We start from the raw sequence: 18,462 nt of genomic DNA on the forward strand, positions 1-18,462 counted from the left end.
TGAGTGGTTCACGCCGTCAAGAATCAGTTCATCCCTGGCAGGTTTACCTTCGTTTTGACTTCGTTCTGCACAACCGATGCCAGCGGCGCAACGACGCCCTGACTTCTCAGCAATTGGCCCATATCGGCCTTGATGCGGTACTGCGTATAGATGTGCAGGTTTTTGATCTGTGCTAGGCGCTGCTGAGCGGTGAACAGTTCGTTCTCGCTGTCGAGCAGGTCGAGCAGTGTACGTTCGCCCAGGCTGAACTGCTGCTGGTACGAGGTGCGCACTTTATTGCTGCGGTCCACGTATTGCTGTGCGATCGGCACCTGCTGGCTCGCGTTATTGTAGGCGTTCCACGCCAAACCGAGTTCTTCATTCAGCTGGCGCAGCGCATTGTTGCGAATATCCAGCGCCTGGCTGGCCTGGGAGGCCTTGGACTGCAGGCTGGCCTTGTCGCTGCCGCCGTTGTACAGGTTGAACTGCATGTTCAGCATGGCGGAATAACCATTGTCATGGCCTTCTTCGCCGCCGATGTTGTTATTGGCTGAGCGTTGCAGCACGGCATCAAAGCGCGGGTAGAAAGTCGACTTGGCGGCTTCGTACTGCTTTTCGGCAGCGGCGATATCCGACTCGGCCGAGCGCAATACCGGGCTGTCCGCAACCATCTGGCGGCGTGCTTCATCCAGGCTGGCCGGCAGCGCGGTCACAATGCCCATTGGCTTTTCGAGCTGATCGGGCTCTTTGCCGACTACGCTCAGGAAGTTGGTATTGGCATCCGCCAGGTTGGTCTGTTCGGTGATCAGGTTGTTTTGAGCCTGAGCCAGTCGGGCTTCGGCCTGGTCCATGTCCGCCATTCTGCCGACGCCACGGCTGGTGCGCAGTTTGATCTGGTCAAAAATACGTTCGTGGCTTTTCAGGTTGTCTTCTGCCAGTTGCACCATCTCGCGACGGGTCAAGACATCCAGATAAACCTGGGCAACCGTCAGTGCGGTGCGCTCGGAGGTATTGAGCAGCGCATAGCCACGGGAGTTGGCGGTGGCTTGTTGGCGGCCCACTTCATTGATGGTGCCGAAACCTTGGAACAAATTTTGCTGAAGTCGGATGGTCGACTCGCCGCGGTTCAGGGTTTTCCAGTCATGGCTATTGCTCGCGGCGCGGGTCGAGGTGTTGTCCGAGCTTTCACGGCCATAACCGCCCAGCAGGTCGACTTTAGGCAGGTAGCCGCCCTGGGCCTCTCTGACCTGGTAGTCGGCGGCAATACGCGCATTGATAGCCGCCTGGATCTCCGGATGGTTTTTCACCGCGTCCTGCATCGCTTCGGGAAGGGTTTGAGCCTGGACGAAACCGGCGGCCAGAGCAAAAGGCATAACTTTAAGAAGGTGCAAACGCATTCTATTTTTTCCCGAGGATTGGTTGCCTGAAAAACCGCAACAAATTGGAGTGGCAACTCGAAATGCCCGTTTTTCTTGGACGCCGAAAGGCGCAAACAGAAAGTCGCGAGGCCGCTTAAATATCAATGTGACATTACGAGGCGGATTGTTTAGGATGGCGTCCAATAGGTCAATACCTTGACGGGAAAGTAATTTTTCTCACGAAACAACAAAATATTGACGCCAATATATTTTCGAAAAAATGTGTACTCCAACTATCTGAATCGGCAGCGGCGAGCGGGCCGGTCTCCTTGATGGATACCCCCGAACGGTAATACACGGAGAGTCTTTTATGAGCAGCGTTGCGGTCGTCAAAAGCATTGTCGGTCAAGTGTTCGCAGTTTCCCCGGAAGGGATTCGCCGCCTGCTGGTAGAAGGGGATCGCCTGGTTGCCGGGGAGCAGGTCGATACCGGCCCTGCGGGTGCCATATCGTTGGAGCTGGCCGATGGTCGAGTGATCGACCTGGGCCGCGACAGCCAGTGGAGTGCCAACGCGCCTGACTCGGCCATCGACCTGAGTGCCGCCACTGCTCAAGCCGCACCGTCCGTCGCCGAACTGCAGCAAGCTATCGCTGCCGGCGTCGACCCGACCCAGAACCTTGAGCCCACTGCGGCCGGTCCGACCGCTGCAGGCGCGGACGGCGCCGTTGGCGGCGGCCACAGCTTTGTCGTGCTGGAAGCCACCGCTGGTGTGGTTGACCCTACCATCGGTTACCCGACGACCGGTCTGAACGCCGCTGATGCCGTGGGCAATACGCTCACCGCCGGCGATAACAATGGCGTCGACCCGCGCAACGTCACCATTACCCTGACCGCCACGCCCACCATCACCGAAGCCGGTGGTGTTGTCGTTTACACGGCGTTTATTACCCAGGCACCCACCAGCGACCTGACCGTCACCTTGTCCAACGGTCTCGCGGTTGTGATCGCCGCCGGCCAGACCTCGGGTGCACTGAACGTCACGTTTGCAGGCAATGACACGCCGTACCTGGATGCTTCGTCGATCTCCGCCACCATCACCGGCACCGCCGGCGGCGGCAACCTGATCATCACCACTGACCCGGCGCCAGCGGTCACCCAGATCAACGACACCATCGACACCACCACCGTCACGCTGACCGCGACCGCGTCGGTGGATGAAGGCGGCAAGATCGTCTACACCGCGACCGTGACCAACGCGGCGCAGACTGACGTCGTGATCAAGCTGTCCAACGATCAGACCATTACCATCGAAGCGGGTAAAACCAGCGGTACGGTCAGTGTCGACACGCCTGCCAACCTGGCCGATGGCAAAGACCTTGCCGTCAGCGCCACGATCACCAGCGCCACCGGTGGTAACTACGAAAACCTGGCAATCAATCCTGCTGCGGCCACCTCGACAGTCGTCGCCGTGGACAATGCAAGCGTTTTGGTCGCCGATACCGCCACGATTGCAGAAGATGGTTCCGCCACTGGCAACGTGCTGAGCAACGACAGCGACATCGATAACGTGTTGACCGTTGCGACGTTCAATGTGGACGGCCGCACTTTTAACGCAGGCCAGACTGCTCAGATCGAGGGTATTGGCTCCATCACCATCGGTGCTGATGGTGCGTATGTATTCACCCCGGTCAAGGACTACAGCGGCGAAGTGCCGCAGATCGGGTACACCACCAACACCGGGTCGAGCAGCACGCTGACGGTGACGATTACACCCGTCAATGACCTGCCCGTGATCGAAACAACGGCCAATACACTGGTCGAAAACACCGCCGTGGCCGGGACTGTGGCCGGCACGTTCAGTGTCAGCGATGCGGAAACGCCAGTTGCCGGTCTGGTCGTGACCTTTACGGGTGACAGCAATAAAGACGGCTACTACGCCATTGTCGGCAATAACGTGGTCCTGACCCAGGCCGGTGCCGATTTAGTCAACGCAGGCAACAAACTGCCGGCCTTTGACCTGACCGTGACGGATGCGGCCAACACCACGGCCCAAGCCAGTGCGACCCCGGACGTCACCCTGGTCAACGACCTGCCAACCATCGAAGTGGTGGCCAACCCGCTGGTTGAAGACACCGTCAGCAAAGACACCATCGCCGGCTCGTTCACCGTTGGCGATGAAGAAACCCCAGTTGCGAACCTGGTTGTCACCTTCACCGGCGACAGCAACAAAGACGGCTACTACGCCATCTCCGGCAATAACGTGGTCCTGACCCAAGCCGGTGCCGACTTCGTCAACGCAGGTAACAAGCTGCCTGCGTTCGACCTGACCGTGACCGACGCAGACAAAGGCAGCGCGAACGCCGCTGCTACCCCTGACGTTACTTTGGTCAACGACCTGCCAACCATCGAAGTGGTGGCCAACCCGCTGGTTGAAGACACCGTCAGCAAAGACACCATCGCCGGTTCCTTCACCGTTGGCGACGAAGAAACCCCGGTTGCCAACCTGGTTGTCACCTTCACCGGCGACAGCAACAAAGACGGCTACTACGCCATCTCCGGCAATAACGTGGTCCTGACCCAAGCCGGTGCCGACTTCGTCAACGCGGGCAACAAACTGCCTGCGTTCGACCTGACCGTGACCGACGCCGACAAAGGCAGCGCAACCGCCGCCGCTACCCCTGACGTTACTTTGGTCAACGACCTGCCAACCATCGAAGTGGTTGCCAACCCGTTGGTTGAAGACACCGTCAGCAAAGACACCATCGCCGGTTCCTTCACCGTTGGCGACGAAGAAACCCCGGTTGCGAACCTGGTTGTCACCTTCACCGGCGACAGCAACAAAGACGGCTACTACGCCATCTCCGGCAATAACGTGGTCCTGACCCAAGCGGGTGCCGACTTCGTCAACGCGGGCAACAAACTGCCTGCGTTCGACCTGACCGTGACCGACGCAGACAAAGGCAGCGCAACCGCCGCTGCTACCCCTGACGTTACTTTGGTCAACGACCTGCCAACCATCGAAGTCGTTGCCAACCCGTTGGTTGAAGACACCGTCAGCAAAGACACCATCGCCGGCTCGTTCACCGTTGGCGATGAAGAAACCCCCGTTGCCAACCTGGTTGTCACCTTCACCGGCGACAGCAACAAAGACGGCTACTACGCCATCTCCGGCAATAACGTGGTCCTGACCCAAGCCGGTGCCGACTTCGTCAACGCAGGTAACAAGCTGCCTGCCTTCGACCTGACCGTGACCGACGCAGACAAAGGCAGCGCGACCGCCGCCGCTACCCCGGACGTCACCCTGGTCAACGACCTGCCAACCATCGAAGTCGTTGCCAGCCCGTTGGTTGAAGACACCGTCAGCAAAGACACCATCGCCGGTTCCTTCACCGTTGGCGACGAAGAAACCCCGGTTGCGAACCTGGTTGTCACCTTCACCGGCGACAGCAACAAAGACGGCTACTACGCCATCTCCGGCAACAACGTGGTCCTGACCCAAGCGGGTGCCGACTTCGTCAACGCAGGCAACAAACTGCCAGCCTTCGACCTGACCGTGACCGACGCCGATAAAGGCAGCGCCAACGCCGCTGCTACCCCTGACGTTACTTTGGTCAACGACCTGCCAACCATCGAAGTCGTTGCCAACCCGTTGGTTGAAGACACCGTCAGCAAAGACACCATCGCCGGCTCGTTCACCGTTGGCGACGAAGAAACCCCAGTTGCCAACCTGGTTGTCACCTTCACCGGCGACAGCAACAAAGACGGCTACTACGCGATCTCCGGCAACAACGTCGTGCTGACCCAAGCGGGTGCTGATTTCGTCAACGCAGGCAACAAACTGCCAGCCTTCGACCTGACCGTGACCGACGCAGACAAAGGCAGCGCAACCGCCGCTGCTACCCCTGACGTTACTTTGGTCAACGACCTGCCAACCATCGAAGTGGTTGCCAACCCGTTGGTTGAAGACACCGTCAGCAAAGACACCATCGCCGGTTCCTTCACCGTTGGCGACGAAGAAACCCCAGTTGCCAACCTGGTTGTCACCTTCACCGGCGACAGCAATAAAGACGGCTACTACGCCATCTCCGGCAATAACGTGGTCCTGACCCAAGCCGGTGCCGACTTCGTCAACGCAGGCAACAAGCTGCCTGCGTTCGACCTGACCGTGACCGACGCCGATAAAGGCAGCGCCAACGCCGCTGCTACGCCGGACGTCACCTTGGTAGACGACCCGAGCGTACTGCTCCCGGACACGGGCAGCGCCTTGGAAGACAACAACGTCACCGGCAACGTGCTGAACAACGACACTGATGAAGACAACCTTCTGACGGTCAAGTCGTTCACCGTGGATAACGTCACGTACGATGCGGGCCAGCAGGCGATTATCGCCAATGTCGGTACCCTCACCATCGCCAGCACTGGCGAATACACCTTCACTCCGGCCAAGGATTACAACGGTGCGGTGCCGCAGATCGGCTACACCACCAATACCGGCTCCAGCAGCACCCTCACACTGACTATCACGCCGGTCAACGACGCCCCGGTACTCGGCAACGCCTCGACCAACGCCTTCGGCGACACCTACATCGAAGGCAAGCCAGGCGGCTACGTCGCAGCGAACCTGACGATCAGTGATGTCGACAACGACACCCTGCAAAGTGCCAAAGTCACGCTGGTCAACCACCTGGCCGATGACGTTTTGATCGCAGATGCCAGCAACGCCAAGATCACAGTCAGCTATGACAAGGACACCGGTGTACTGACCCTGTCCGGCGAAGCCACCAAGGCCGAATACCAGGAAGTGCTGCGTTCGGTGCACTTCGCCAGCGAAAGCCAGAACCCGGTCGCTACCGACCGCACCCTGACCATCACCGTGAACGATGGCCAACTGAACTCGGCGCCTGTGACCTCCGTGGTCAACGTGGTTCCGGTCAACGATGCACCCGTGGTCAGCTTCGACAGCACCACGTTCGTCGAGCAAAAAGCGGCGGTGGCATTGGTCGAAAACCTGAGCATCAGCGACGTCGACAACACCACCTACAGCAAAGTGGTGGTCACCGTTGACCAGTTGGCGTCCGGTGACCTGCTCAGCAGCGCCGATGTGCTCAAGGCCCTGGCCGTTGCCGGTATCACCATCACCCAAAGCGGCAGTGCCGCCGACGGTAAAATCGTCTACACCCTCACCAGCGATTCGCCAGCCGGCAACAGCGCGGCTGACTTCATCAAAGTGGTTGAAGCGATCACCTTCCAGAGCCCGGGCAACAACCCGGTCGGTACGGATCGCAGCGTCACCATCGCCGTGACCGATATCGGCGGTGGCAACCTTGACCGTGAGCCAGCGCAAACTGGCAGCGCCACCGGCAAGGTCGCCATTGACCTGTTCAACGACGCACCGACCGCAGCGGCTACCCCTGCCGGCGCCGATGAAGACCACGCGGCCACGATCGTACTGAGCGGCACCGATGTGGACGGTACTGTCGCCAATTTCGTCATTACCACCTTGCCGGAAAACGGCAAGCTGTACAGCGACGCCACCCTGACAACCGAGCTCAAGATCGGTGATTCAGTGCCGGCAGGCGCTGACGGCAAGGCGTCGGTCTACTTCTCGCCAACCGGCGACTGGAGCGGCAGCACCTCGCTCACCTTCACCGCGGTCGACAATGGCGGTAAAACCAGTGGCGAAACCACCGCTGCAGTCACCATCGCACCAGTGACCGATACCCCACACCTGGGCTTGCTCGGGGGCGGCGTGGTGAGTTCGATCAACTTCGACGGCGCAGCCCTCAACGGTTCGTGGAGCACGGTCGCGGTCGGCGCTGCCAATAATGCCGCCGGCACCACCCCGACCACCCAGTGGTTGACCGGTAACAGCGACGGCAAAGTCGAAATCGGCCAAAGCAGCGTCTACGGCGTAACGACTCCAGGCAACAGCCAAGTCATCGAGCTTGAGAAAAACACCGGCGACGACGCCAGCCTGTACACCGTCATCAAGGCCGAATCCGGCACGGCGTACAGCATCAGTGTCGACTACTCGCCGCGTGCGGGCGCCGAAAACAATTCGGTGATCGATGTGTTCTGGGGCGGCGTCAAAGTCGGCACCCTGGACGCAACCACCGTTGGCATGAAGACCTACACCTTCGTGGTGCCGGTCACCGCTGACGGTGACGCCAAACTCGAATTCAAGGCCCCGACCAGCAACTCGCTGGGCGGTGTGCTGGATAACATCAGCGTTACCCAGGTACTGAACACGGGCCTGGAAGACCACGCGATCAAGCTGTCCGCGATTGACGCCTACGCCACCGACAAGGATGGCTCCGAGACGCTCAAGCTGCAGATCAGCGGTATTCCGGACGGCGCGACCCTCTCCGACGGCGCGGGCCATACCTTCACCGCGACGGCCGGCAGCCAAAGCATCGATATCAGCGACTGGAACAAGGCCACACTGGTCTTCAACCCGGCGCCAAACGCCAACGGCCTGGTGAACCTCACCGTGACCGCCATCGCGCAAGATGGCGATGCGGCGCCGAAGTCTGAGTCGATTACCCTGCCGATCAATGTGATTGCGGTCAACGACCTGCCGGTCATCGATGTCGTCGCCAATCCTCTGGTGGAAGGCAGCGTCGCGGAAGGGACCGTTGCTGGCACCTTTACCATCAGCGATGTCGAGACGCCGGTCGCCGATCTGAAGGTCACCTTCACAGGCGATAGCAACAAAGATGGCTACTACGCCATTGTTGCCAACGCCGTGGTGTTGACATTGGCGGGCGCAAACTTCGTTAACGCAGGCAATAAGCTGCCCGCGATTGATTTGACCGTGACGGACACAGACAAAGGCAGCGCGCACGATGCGGCCACGCCAACGGTCACCCTGGTCAATGACGTTCCGGTCATCACCGTTGAAGCCAACACGCTGACTGAAAACGACGCCAAAGAAGGCACTGTTGCTGGTCGCTTCACCGCGACTGACGAAGAAACTTCGGTTGCTGACTTGAAGGTTGCCTTCACCGGCGAAAGCAATAAAGACGGCTACTACGCTATCTCGGGCACCGACGTTGTGCTGACGCAGAAGGGCGCCGATTGGGTCAACGCAGGCAATCAACTGCCGAAGATCGACCTGACCGTTACCGATGCTGACAACGCCACCTCGCACGCTGATGCTCAGCCTGCCGTGACGCTGGTGAACGACATCCCGGTTATCACCGTGGCTGCCAACACCATCGTCGAAAACACCGCGAAAGTCGGCACCGTCGCCGGTACCTTCACCGCGTCCGACGAAGAAACTCCGGTTGCGAACCTGAAAGTCGCTTTCACCGGAGAAAGCAATAAAGACGGCTACTACGCTATCTCGGGTACCGACGTGGTGTTGACGCAGAAGGGCGCCGATTGGGTCAACGCTGGCAATCAACTGCCGAAGATCGACCTGACCGTTACTGATGCCGATAACGCTACTTCGCACGCTGACGCTCAGCCAGCCGTGACGCTGGTGAACGATATTCCGGTCATCACCGTTGAAGCCAACACGCTGACTGAAAACGACGCGAAAGAAGGCACTGTTGCCGGCCGCTTCACCGCGACTGACGAAGAGACTTCGGTTGCCGATCTGAAAGTCGCTTTCACTGGCGAGAGCAATAAGGACGGCTACTACGCGATCTCCGGCACCGACGTGGTGCTGACGCAGAAGGGCGCCGATTGGGTCAACGCCGGCAATCAACTGCCGAAAATCGACCTGACCGTTACTGATGCCGACAACGCCACTTCGCACGCTGATGCTCAGCCAGCCGTGACGCTGGTGAACGATATTCCGGTCATCACCGTTGAAGCCAACACGCTGACAGAAAATGACGCCAAAGAAGGTACTGTTGCCGGCCGCTTCACCGCGACTGACGAAGAGACTTCGGTTGCCGATCTGAAAGTCGCTTTCACTGGCGAAAGCAATAAGGACGGCTACTACGCGATCTCCGGCACCGACGTGGTGCTGACGCAGAAGGGCGCCGATTGGGTCAACGCCGGCAATCAACTGCCGAAAATCGACCTGACCGTTACTGATGCCGACAACGCCACTTCGCACGCTGACGCTCAGCCAGCCGTGACGCTGGTGAACGATATTCCGGTGATCACCGTTGAAGCCAACACGCTGACTGAAAACGATGCGAAAGAAGGTACAGTCGCTGGTCGCTTCACTGCGACTGACGAAGAAACTTCGGTTGCTGACTTGAAGGTTGCCTTCACCGGCGAAAGCAATAAAGACGGCTACTACGCCATCTCCGGCACCGACGTTGTGCTGACGCAGAAGGGCGCCGATTGGGTCAACGCCGGTAACCAGTTGCCGAAAATCGACCTGACTGTTACCGATGCTGACAACGCCACTTCGCACAGCGAAGCGACTCCTACGGTCACCCTGGTCAACGACGTTCCGGTGATCACCGTTGAAGCCAACACGCTGACTGAAAACGATGCGAAAGAAGGTACTGTTGCCGGCCGCTTCACCGCGACTGACGAAGAGACTTCGGTTGCCGATCTGAAAGTCGCTTTCACTGGCGAAAGCAATAAGGACGGCTACTACGCGATCTCCGGCACCGACGTGGTGCTGACGCAGAAGGGCGCCGATTGGGTCAACGCCGGCAATCAACTGCCGAAAATCGACCTGACCGTTACTGATGCCGACAACGCCACTTCGCACGCTGATGCTCAGCCAGCCGTGACGCTGGTGAACGACGTGCCGGTCATCACCGTTGAAGCCAACACGCTGACTGAAAACGATGCGAAAGAAGGTACAGTCGCTGGTCGCTTCACTGCGACTGACGAAGAAACTTCGGTTGCTGACTTGAAGGTTGCCTTCACCGGCGAAAGCAATAAAGACGGCTACTACACCCTCTCGGGCACCGACGTGGTGCTGACGCAGAAGGGCGCCGATTGGGTCAACGCCGGCAATCAACTGCCGAAAATCGACCTGACCGTTACTGATGCCGACAACGCCACTTCGCACGCTGATGCTCAGCCAGCCGTGACGCTGGTGAACGACGTGCCGGTCATCACCGTTGAAGCCAACACGCTGACTGAAAACGATGCGAAAGAAGGTACAGTCGCTGGTCGCTTCACTGCGACTGACGAAGAAACTTCGGTTGCTGACTTGAAGGTTGCCTTCACCGGCGAAAGCAATAAAGACGGCTACTACACCCTCTCGGGCACCGACGTGGTGCTGACGCAGAAGGGCGCCGATTGGGTCAACGCCGGCAATCAACTGCCGAAAATCGACCTGACCGTTACTGATGCCGACAACGCCACTTCGCACGCTGATGCTCAGCCAGCCGTGACGCTGGTGAACGATATTCCGGTCATCACCGTTGAAGCCAACACGCTGACAGAAAATGACGCCAAAGAAGGTACTGTTGCCGGCCGCTTCACCGCGACTGACGAAGAGACTTCGGTTGCCGATCTGAAAGTCGCTTTCACTGGCGAAAGCAATAAGGACGGCTACTACGCGATCTCCGGCACCGACGTGGTGCTGACGCAGAAGGGCGCCGATTGGGTCAACGCCGGCAATCAACTGCCGAAAATCGACCTGACCGTTACTGATGCCGACAACGCCACTTCGCACGCTGACGCTCAGCCAGCCGTGACGCTGGTGAACGACATCCCGGTTATCACCGTAGCTGCCAACACCATCGTCGAAAACACCGCGAAAGTCGGCACCGTCGCCGGTACCTTCACCGCGTCCGACGAAGAAACTCCGGTTGCCAATCTGAAAGTCGCATTCACCGGCGAGAGCAATAAAGACGGTTACTACACCCTCTCGGGCACCGATGTTGTGCTGACGCAGAAAGGCGCCGATTGGGTCAACGCCGGTAATCAGCTGCCGAAGATCGACCTGACCGTTACCGATGCTGATAACGCCACTTCGCACAGCGAAGCGACGCCAACGGTCACCTTGGTCAACGACATCCCGGTTATCACCGTGGCTGCCAACACCATCGTCGAGAACACCGCGAAAGTCGGCACCGTTGCCGGTACCTTCACTGCGTCTGACGAAGAAACTCCGGTTGCGAGCCTGAAAGTCGCTTTCACTGGCGAAAGCAATAAAGACGGCTACTACACCCTCTCGGGCACCGATGTTGTGCTGACGCAGAAAGGCGCCGACTGGGTCAACGCCGGTAATCAACTGCCGAAGATAGACCTGACCGTGACTGATGCCGATAACGCCACTTCGCACAGCGAAGCGACGCCAACGGTCACCCTGGTCAACGACATCCCGGTCATCACCGTGGCTGCCAACACCATCGTCGAAAACACCGCGAAAGTCGGCACCGTCGCCGGTACCTTCACCGCGTCCGACGAAGAAACTCCGGTTGCCAATCTGAAAGTCGCATTCACCGGCGAGAGCAATAAAGACGGTTACTACACCCTCTCGGGCACCGATGTTGTGCTGACGCAGAAAGGCGCCGATTGGGTCAACGCCGGTAATCAGCTGCCGAAGATCGACCTGACCGTTACCGATGCTGATAACGCCACTTCGCACAGCGAAGCGACGCCAACGGTCACCTTGGTCAACGACATCCCGGTTATCACCGTGGCTGCCAACACCATCGTCGAGAACACCGCAAAAGTCGGCACTGTCGCCGGTACCTTCACTGCGACCGACGAAGAAACCCCAGTTGCCAACCTGAAGGTTGCGTTCACCACAGGCGCTAACGCCGATGGTTACTACGTGATTTCCGGTACCAATGTGGTCCTCACGCAGAAGGGCGCCGATTGGGTCAACGCCGGTAATCAACTGCCGAAGATAGACCTGACCGTTACCGATGCTGACAACGCCACCTCGCACGCTGATGCTCAGCCTGCCGTGACGCTGGTGAACGACATCCCGGTTATCACCGTAGCTGCCAACACCATCGTCGAAAACACCGCGAAAGTCGGCACCGTCGCCGGTACCTTCACCGCGTCCGACGAAGAAACTCCGGTTGCCAATCTGAAAGTCGCATTCACCGGCGAGAGCAATAAAGACGGTTACTACACCCTCTCGGGCACCGATGTTGTGCTGACGCAGAAAGGCGCCGATTGGGTCAACGCAGGCAATCAACTGCCGAAAATCGACCTGACCGTTACTGATGCTGACAACGCCACTTCGCACGCTGATGCTCAGCCAGCCGTGACGCTGGTGAACGATATTCCGGTCATCACCGTGGCTGCCAACACCATCGTCGAAAACACCGCGAAAGTCGGCACCGTTGCCGGTACCTTCACCGCGTCCGACGAAGAGACCCCGGTTGCGAACCTGAAAGTTGCGTTCACCACAGGCACTAACGTCGATGCTTACTACACCCTCTCGGGTACCAACGTAGTTCTCACGCAGAAGGGCGCCGATTGGGTCAACGCCGGTAACCAGTTGCCGAAAATCGACCTGACTGTTACCGATGCTGACAACGCCACTTCGCACAGCGAAGCGACGCCAACGGTCACGCTGGTGAACGACATCCCGGTCATCACCGTGGCTGCCAACACCATCGTCGAAAACACCGCGAAAGTCGGCACCGTTGCCGGTACCTTCACTGCGTCTGACGAAGAGACCCCGGTTGCGAACCTGAAAGTTGCGTTCACCACAGGCACTAACGTCGATGCTTACTACACCCTCTCGGGTACCAACGTAGTCCTGACGCAGAAAGGCGCCGATTGGGTCAACGCCGGTAATCAGCTGCCGAAGATCGACCTGACCGTTACCGACGCGGACAACGCCACTTCGCACAGCGAAGCGACGCCAACGGTCACCCTGGTCAACGACATCCCGGTTATCACCGTAGCGGCCAACACCATCGTCGAGAACACCGCGAAAGTCGGCACCGTTGCCGGTACCTTCACTGCGACCGACGAAGAAACCCCAGTTGCCAACCTGAAAGTTGCGTTCACCACAGGCGCTAACGCCGATGGTTACTACGTGATTTCCGGTACCAACGTAGTCCTGACACAGAAAGGCGCCGACTGGGTCAACGCCGGTAATCAACTGCCGAAGATAGACCTGACCGTGACTGATGCCGATAACGCCACTTCGCACAGCGAAGCGACGCCAACGGTCACCTTGGTCAACGACATCCCGGTTATCACCGTGGCTGCCAACACCATCGTCGAGAACACCGCAAAAGTCGGCACTGTCGCCGGTACCTTCACTGCGACCGACGAAGAAACCCCAGTTGCCAACCTGAAGGTTGCGTTCACCACAGGCGCTAACGCCGATGGTTACTACGTGATTTCCGGTACCAATGTGGTCCTCACGCAGAAGGGCGCCGATTGGGTCAACGCCGGTAATCAACTGCCGAAGATCGACCTGACCGTTACCGATGCTGATAACGCCACTTCGCACAGCGAAGCGACGCCAACGGTCACCTTGGTCAACGACATCCCGGTTATCACCGTGGCTGCCAACACCATCGTCGAGAACACCGCGAAAGTCGGCACCGTTGCCGGTACCTTCACCGCGTCTGACGAAGAGACCCCGGTTGCCAACCTGAAAGTTGCGTTCACCACAGGCGCTAACGCCGATGGTTACTACGTGATTTCCGGTACCAACGTAGTCCTGACGCAGAAAGGCGCCGACTGGGTCAACGCCGGTAATCAACTGCCGAAGATAGACCTGACCGTGACTGATGCCGATAACGCCACTTCGCACAGCGAAGCGACGCCAACGGTCACCTTGGTCAACGACATCCCGGTCATCACCGTGGCTGCCAACACCATCGTCGAAAACACCGCGAAAGTCGGCACCGTTGCCGGTACCTTCACCGCGTCCGACGAAGAGACCCCGGTTGCGAACCTGAAAGTTGCGTTCACCACAGGCGCTAACGCCGATGGTTACTACGTGATTTCCGGTACCAACGTAGTCCTGACGCAGAAAGGCGCCGATTGGGTCAACGCCGGCAATCAACTGCCGAAAATCGACCTGACCGTCACCGACGCGGACAACGCCACTTCGCACAGCGAAGCGACGCCAACGGTCACCCTGGTCAACGACATCCCGGTCATCACCGTGGCTGCCAACACCATTGTCGAGAACAGCGCCAAGGTGGGCACCGTCGCCGGTACCTTCACCGCGTCCGACGAAGAGACCCCGGTTGCCAACCTGAAGGTTGCGTTCACCACAGGCGCTAACGCCGATGGTTACTACGTGATTTCCGGTACCAACGTAGTCCTGACGCAGAAAGGCGCCGACTGGGTCAACGCCGGTAATCAACTGCCGAAGATCGACCTGACCGTTACCGACGCGGACAACGCCACTTCGCACAGCGAAGCGACACCAACGGTCACCCTGGTCAACGACATCCCGGTCATCACCGTGGCTGCCAACACCCTTGTCGAGAACAGCGCCAAGGTGGGCACCGTCGCCGGTACCTTCACCGCGTCCGACGAAGAGACCCCGGTTGCGAACCTGAAAGTTGCGTTCACCACAGGCACTAACGTCGATGCTTACTACACCCTCTCGGGTACCAACGTAGTCCTGACGCAGAAAGGCGCCGATTGGGTCAACGCCGGCAATCAACTGCCGAAAATCGACCTGACCGTTACCGACGCCGACAACGCCACTTCGCACAACAGTGCCACGCCAACCGTAACCCTGGTCGACGACACCCCGACCGCCACCGGTAGCAGCATCCAGAGCAACGAAGACACCTCGGTCGAACTGGCCTGGGCAAACTTCGGTGTCAAGGATGAAGACTCCGCGAACCCGAAAGTGGTGTTCACCAGCCTGCCTGCCGGTTCCATCGAGTACAAAGTCAACGGCCAGTGGTTCGCGCTGACCTCGGCGGATCTGAAAACCGATACCTCGGCTGGTAAGTCGTTCAGCCAGGCTGACTTCGATAACCACAATGTGCGTTACACCCCGGCGGCCAACGAGTCGGGCGATAACAGCTTCGGCGGCACTGGCGTGGGTAACAAGCAGGGTGATTACACTGAGCTGAAGTTCCAGGCTACCGATGGCAACTCCTACAGCGACACCAAAACCATCACGGTGGATATCCACCCGGTGACGGATGTGCCGGTTGTGACCGTTGGCCAATTCAGCGCAGTGCCGACAGGGCTGGTCATTCAGACCTGGACCGGTGGCACGCTCGCTAAAGACCTGGGCACCAACGGTAACGGTGTTGCGCAGTCCAGCGACCTGATCAAGGTGATCGACGCCAAGACCGCCGCCAGCGCGGTCTCTACAGGTGTGATCAGCAGTGTCAGCAACGGTGGTGTGGCGGAGGGCACGGCGACCAAAGTCTCTGGCCTGATCTACCTCGAAGCCGGCAAGAGCTATACCTTCACCGGTACGGCTGACGACAGCCTGGCGATCACCGTGGGCGGCAAGTTGGTTGCTTCCGAAACCTGGAGCAAAGGCAGCGCGATTACCGGCTCGGCTTATACGCCGACCGAATCGGGTTACTACACCCTCGATATTTACCACTACAACCAGGCAGGCGGCGGTAACTACGACGTCAATCTGTCGATCAACAACGGCCCGTCGATGTCGCTGGGCAACAGCGGCGTGCAGACCTACACCAGCGTGGACGCGTTGAAAGCCGCCGGCGCGGTGCTGGGCGATAGCCACGTGGTCAATGGCGAAGGCTATTACACCGGCTACGTCTACAACCGTGGGCTGGAAGACACCGCCATCAAGGTCGCTCCGATCACCACCACGTTTGTCGACAACGACGGCTCCGAATCCCATAAGGTCGAAATCAGCGGCTTGCCAAAAGGCACCGTGATTACCGATGGCGCCACTGGCCACAGCTACACCTCCACCGGCACCACCGCGCTCTACGATGTCAGCAACTGGAACCTGAAAACCCTGACGGTCACGCCGTTCAAGGATTCGACCGCCAGCTTCGATATCACCGTCAAAGCGACGGCCAAAGAGTTGAGCACTGGGGTTGAAGAGGTTACGACCGGCAAAATCACCATCGTGGTCACCGCGGTCAACGACGCGCCGACCCTGGACCTCAGCACCGTCGACGGTGCCATTGCCACCGGCTACAACACCTCGTACACCGAGCGCAGCAAAACCGGTGTGGCGATTGCCGGCAGCGTGGCCATCGCTGATGTCGACAGCACCCAGATGCAAAGTGCGACCATCACCCTGAAAAACGCCAGTGCGGGTGATCAGCTCAGCTCCAGCCTGGTGACCGTAGGCGGCACCTACAAAGGCATTACCCTGACCAGCGTCGGCACTGACGTCAGCGGCAAGATCGTGCTGACCCTGTCGGGTGCGGCGGATGCGGCTACGTATAAGGCGCTGCTTGAGTCGTTCCAGTACTCCAGCACCAGCAAGTATCCCGCCATCGGTGATCGCTCCATTGATGTCTCCGTGACTGACAACGAGGGTGGCAACAGCCTGAGTTCGTCCGTGGCAACGACCACCATCACGGTCAAGTCCCAGGTCTACAACACTGTCGCCGAAGGCGGCGCGGCGGCGGACACCATCGATCTGGGCACAAGCTCAGCCAATAACATCGTGGTGGGCGACAAGGGTGGTATCACCACGCCAGGCTCCAACTACAACATCGCCTTTGTCGTCGATACCTCGGGCAGTATCGGGTCGTCGGCGATGAACTCGATCAAAGGCCAGCTCTCCAGCATTTTCGACACGCTGATCGCTAACGCGAAGCTGACGGGGTCGGGTGTAGTGAAGGTGTTGCTGGTCGATTTCGATACCAAGGTCGAGTCGCTGGTGTCGGTCAACCTGGCGGACCAGGCCGCCGCCAAGGCCGCTCTGCAGGTCGTGTTGAATAACATGGCTTCCAACCCGAACGACATGACCAACTACCAGGACGCCTTCAATGCGGCAACGGCCTGGTTCAAGAGCACTGACGCCACCAGCAACATCGGCGCGAAAAACCTGACGTATTTCATTACCGACGGTGAGCCGAATGTCTACAACTATACGTATGCCAGCGTCAGCCTGGGGTCTGCCAGCTACTGGTGGGGCGGTAACGTCGACTTCGACAGCAAGGTCAACGGCAACACCTACACCTTGGGCCAGACCACCGCACTCACCGCAACCGTCTATGACCAGACACGGGTCATCGTCGACACTGACGGCAAGGTCTACTCGTATGACTCGTCCGGCACCCGGATCCTGCAAGGTTACGTCGTGTCCGACGGCCATGGTGGTTTCGACGTAGCGGGGGCTGCCAGCAGCAGTCGCTATGACTATGCGTTGGACAACGCCAAGGCGGCTTACACCGCGCTGACGACTTCGGTTCCAGGCGGCGTGGAAGTACAGGCCATCGGCCTGGGCAGCAACGTCGACAAAGACATGCTTCAGAAGTACTTCGATTCCGACAAGACCGTCAGCACCATCGATACCGCGAAGCTGGCGGACACCATCACCGGCCACACCGCCGATACCGGTGCAGACAACGTTTCCGGCGGCTCGGGCAACGACATCCTGTTCGGTGACCTGATCAGCTACAACGGCCAGGAAGGCAATGCCGCACTCAAGGCGTTCGCTGCCGAGAAGCTGTCCACCACGGTCGATCACATCGATGACCGTACGCTGCATCAGTACATCACCGAGCATGTGCAGGACATCGGTGCACTGGCCAGCGCGTCGAACATTTACGGTACCAAGGATGGCGGCGACACCCTGATCGGCAACGCCGGCGATGACATCCTGTTCGGCCAGGGCGGTAACGACACGCTCAACGGCGGTGCAGGCAACGACATCCTGGTGGGCGGCAGGGGCAATGACGTCCTCACCGGCGGCGCGGGTGCCGATACCTTTGTATGGCTCAAAGGCGACACCAACACCAGCGGTGGCTTTGATCGCATCACCGACTTCAAGCATGGCGATGGTGACAAGCTGGACCTGTCCGACTTGCTGCAAGGCAACAACGACACCAACTTGTCCAGCTACTTGAAGTTGACCACCGACGCATCCGGCAACTCGACGCTGAGCGTGAGCAGCACCGGTTCGTTCACCGCCCAGGGCGGTACGGCCGATGTCACGATCAAGATCGATGGCGCCAACTGGGGCAATGGCAGTACCGCGATCAACAACCTGATCGCCGGTGGCGACTTGACCGTCAAGCACCACGACTGATCACTCTGGCGGCGTCAATCTTTCGGGATTGGCGCTGCATGGGCATCAGCGTCA

General features: G+C 59.1%; 2 protein-coding genes. One reads left to right on the forward strand and one right to left on the reverse strand.

Annotated features, from left to right (window positions below; translation table 11 throughout):
• Nucleotides 1-23 precede the first annotated feature (23 nt).
• Nucleotides 24-1,376 (reverse strand): TolC family outer membrane protein, encoded by a 1,353-nt coding sequence (locus tag PSH66_RS01645; RefSeq protein WP_003171076.1) that lies wholly within the window; start codon nucleotides 1,374-1,376, stop codon nucleotides 24-26.
• 331 nt (nucleotides 1,377-1,707) lie between these two features.
• On the opposite strand from PSH66_RS01645, the gene PSH66_RS01650 reads away from it, so the two are divergent.
• A complete protein-coding gene (locus PSH66_RS01650) occupies nucleotides 1,708-18,408 on the forward strand; it encodes a retention module-containing protein (RefSeq protein WP_305428261.1) in 16,701 nt (5,566 codons plus the stop codon).
• The last annotated feature ends 54 nt before the right edge of the window (nucleotides 18,409-18,462 follow it).

Source organism: Pseudomonas sp. FP597, from assembly GCF_030687435.1.
Classification (GTDB): Bacteria; Pseudomonadota; Gammaproteobacteria; order Pseudomonadales; family Pseudomonadaceae; genus Aquipseudomonas; species Aquipseudomonas lactucae.

Coding starts and splice junctions, on each gene's coding strand:
- PSH66_RS01650 (WP_305428261.1), top strand. CDS start 1,708: ATGAGCAGCGTTGCGGTCGTCAAAAGCATTGTCGGTCAAGTGTTCGCA.
- PSH66_RS01645 (WP_003171076.1), bottom strand. CDS start 1,376: ATGCGTTTGCACCTTCTTAAAGTTATGCCTTTTGCTCTGGCCGCCGGT.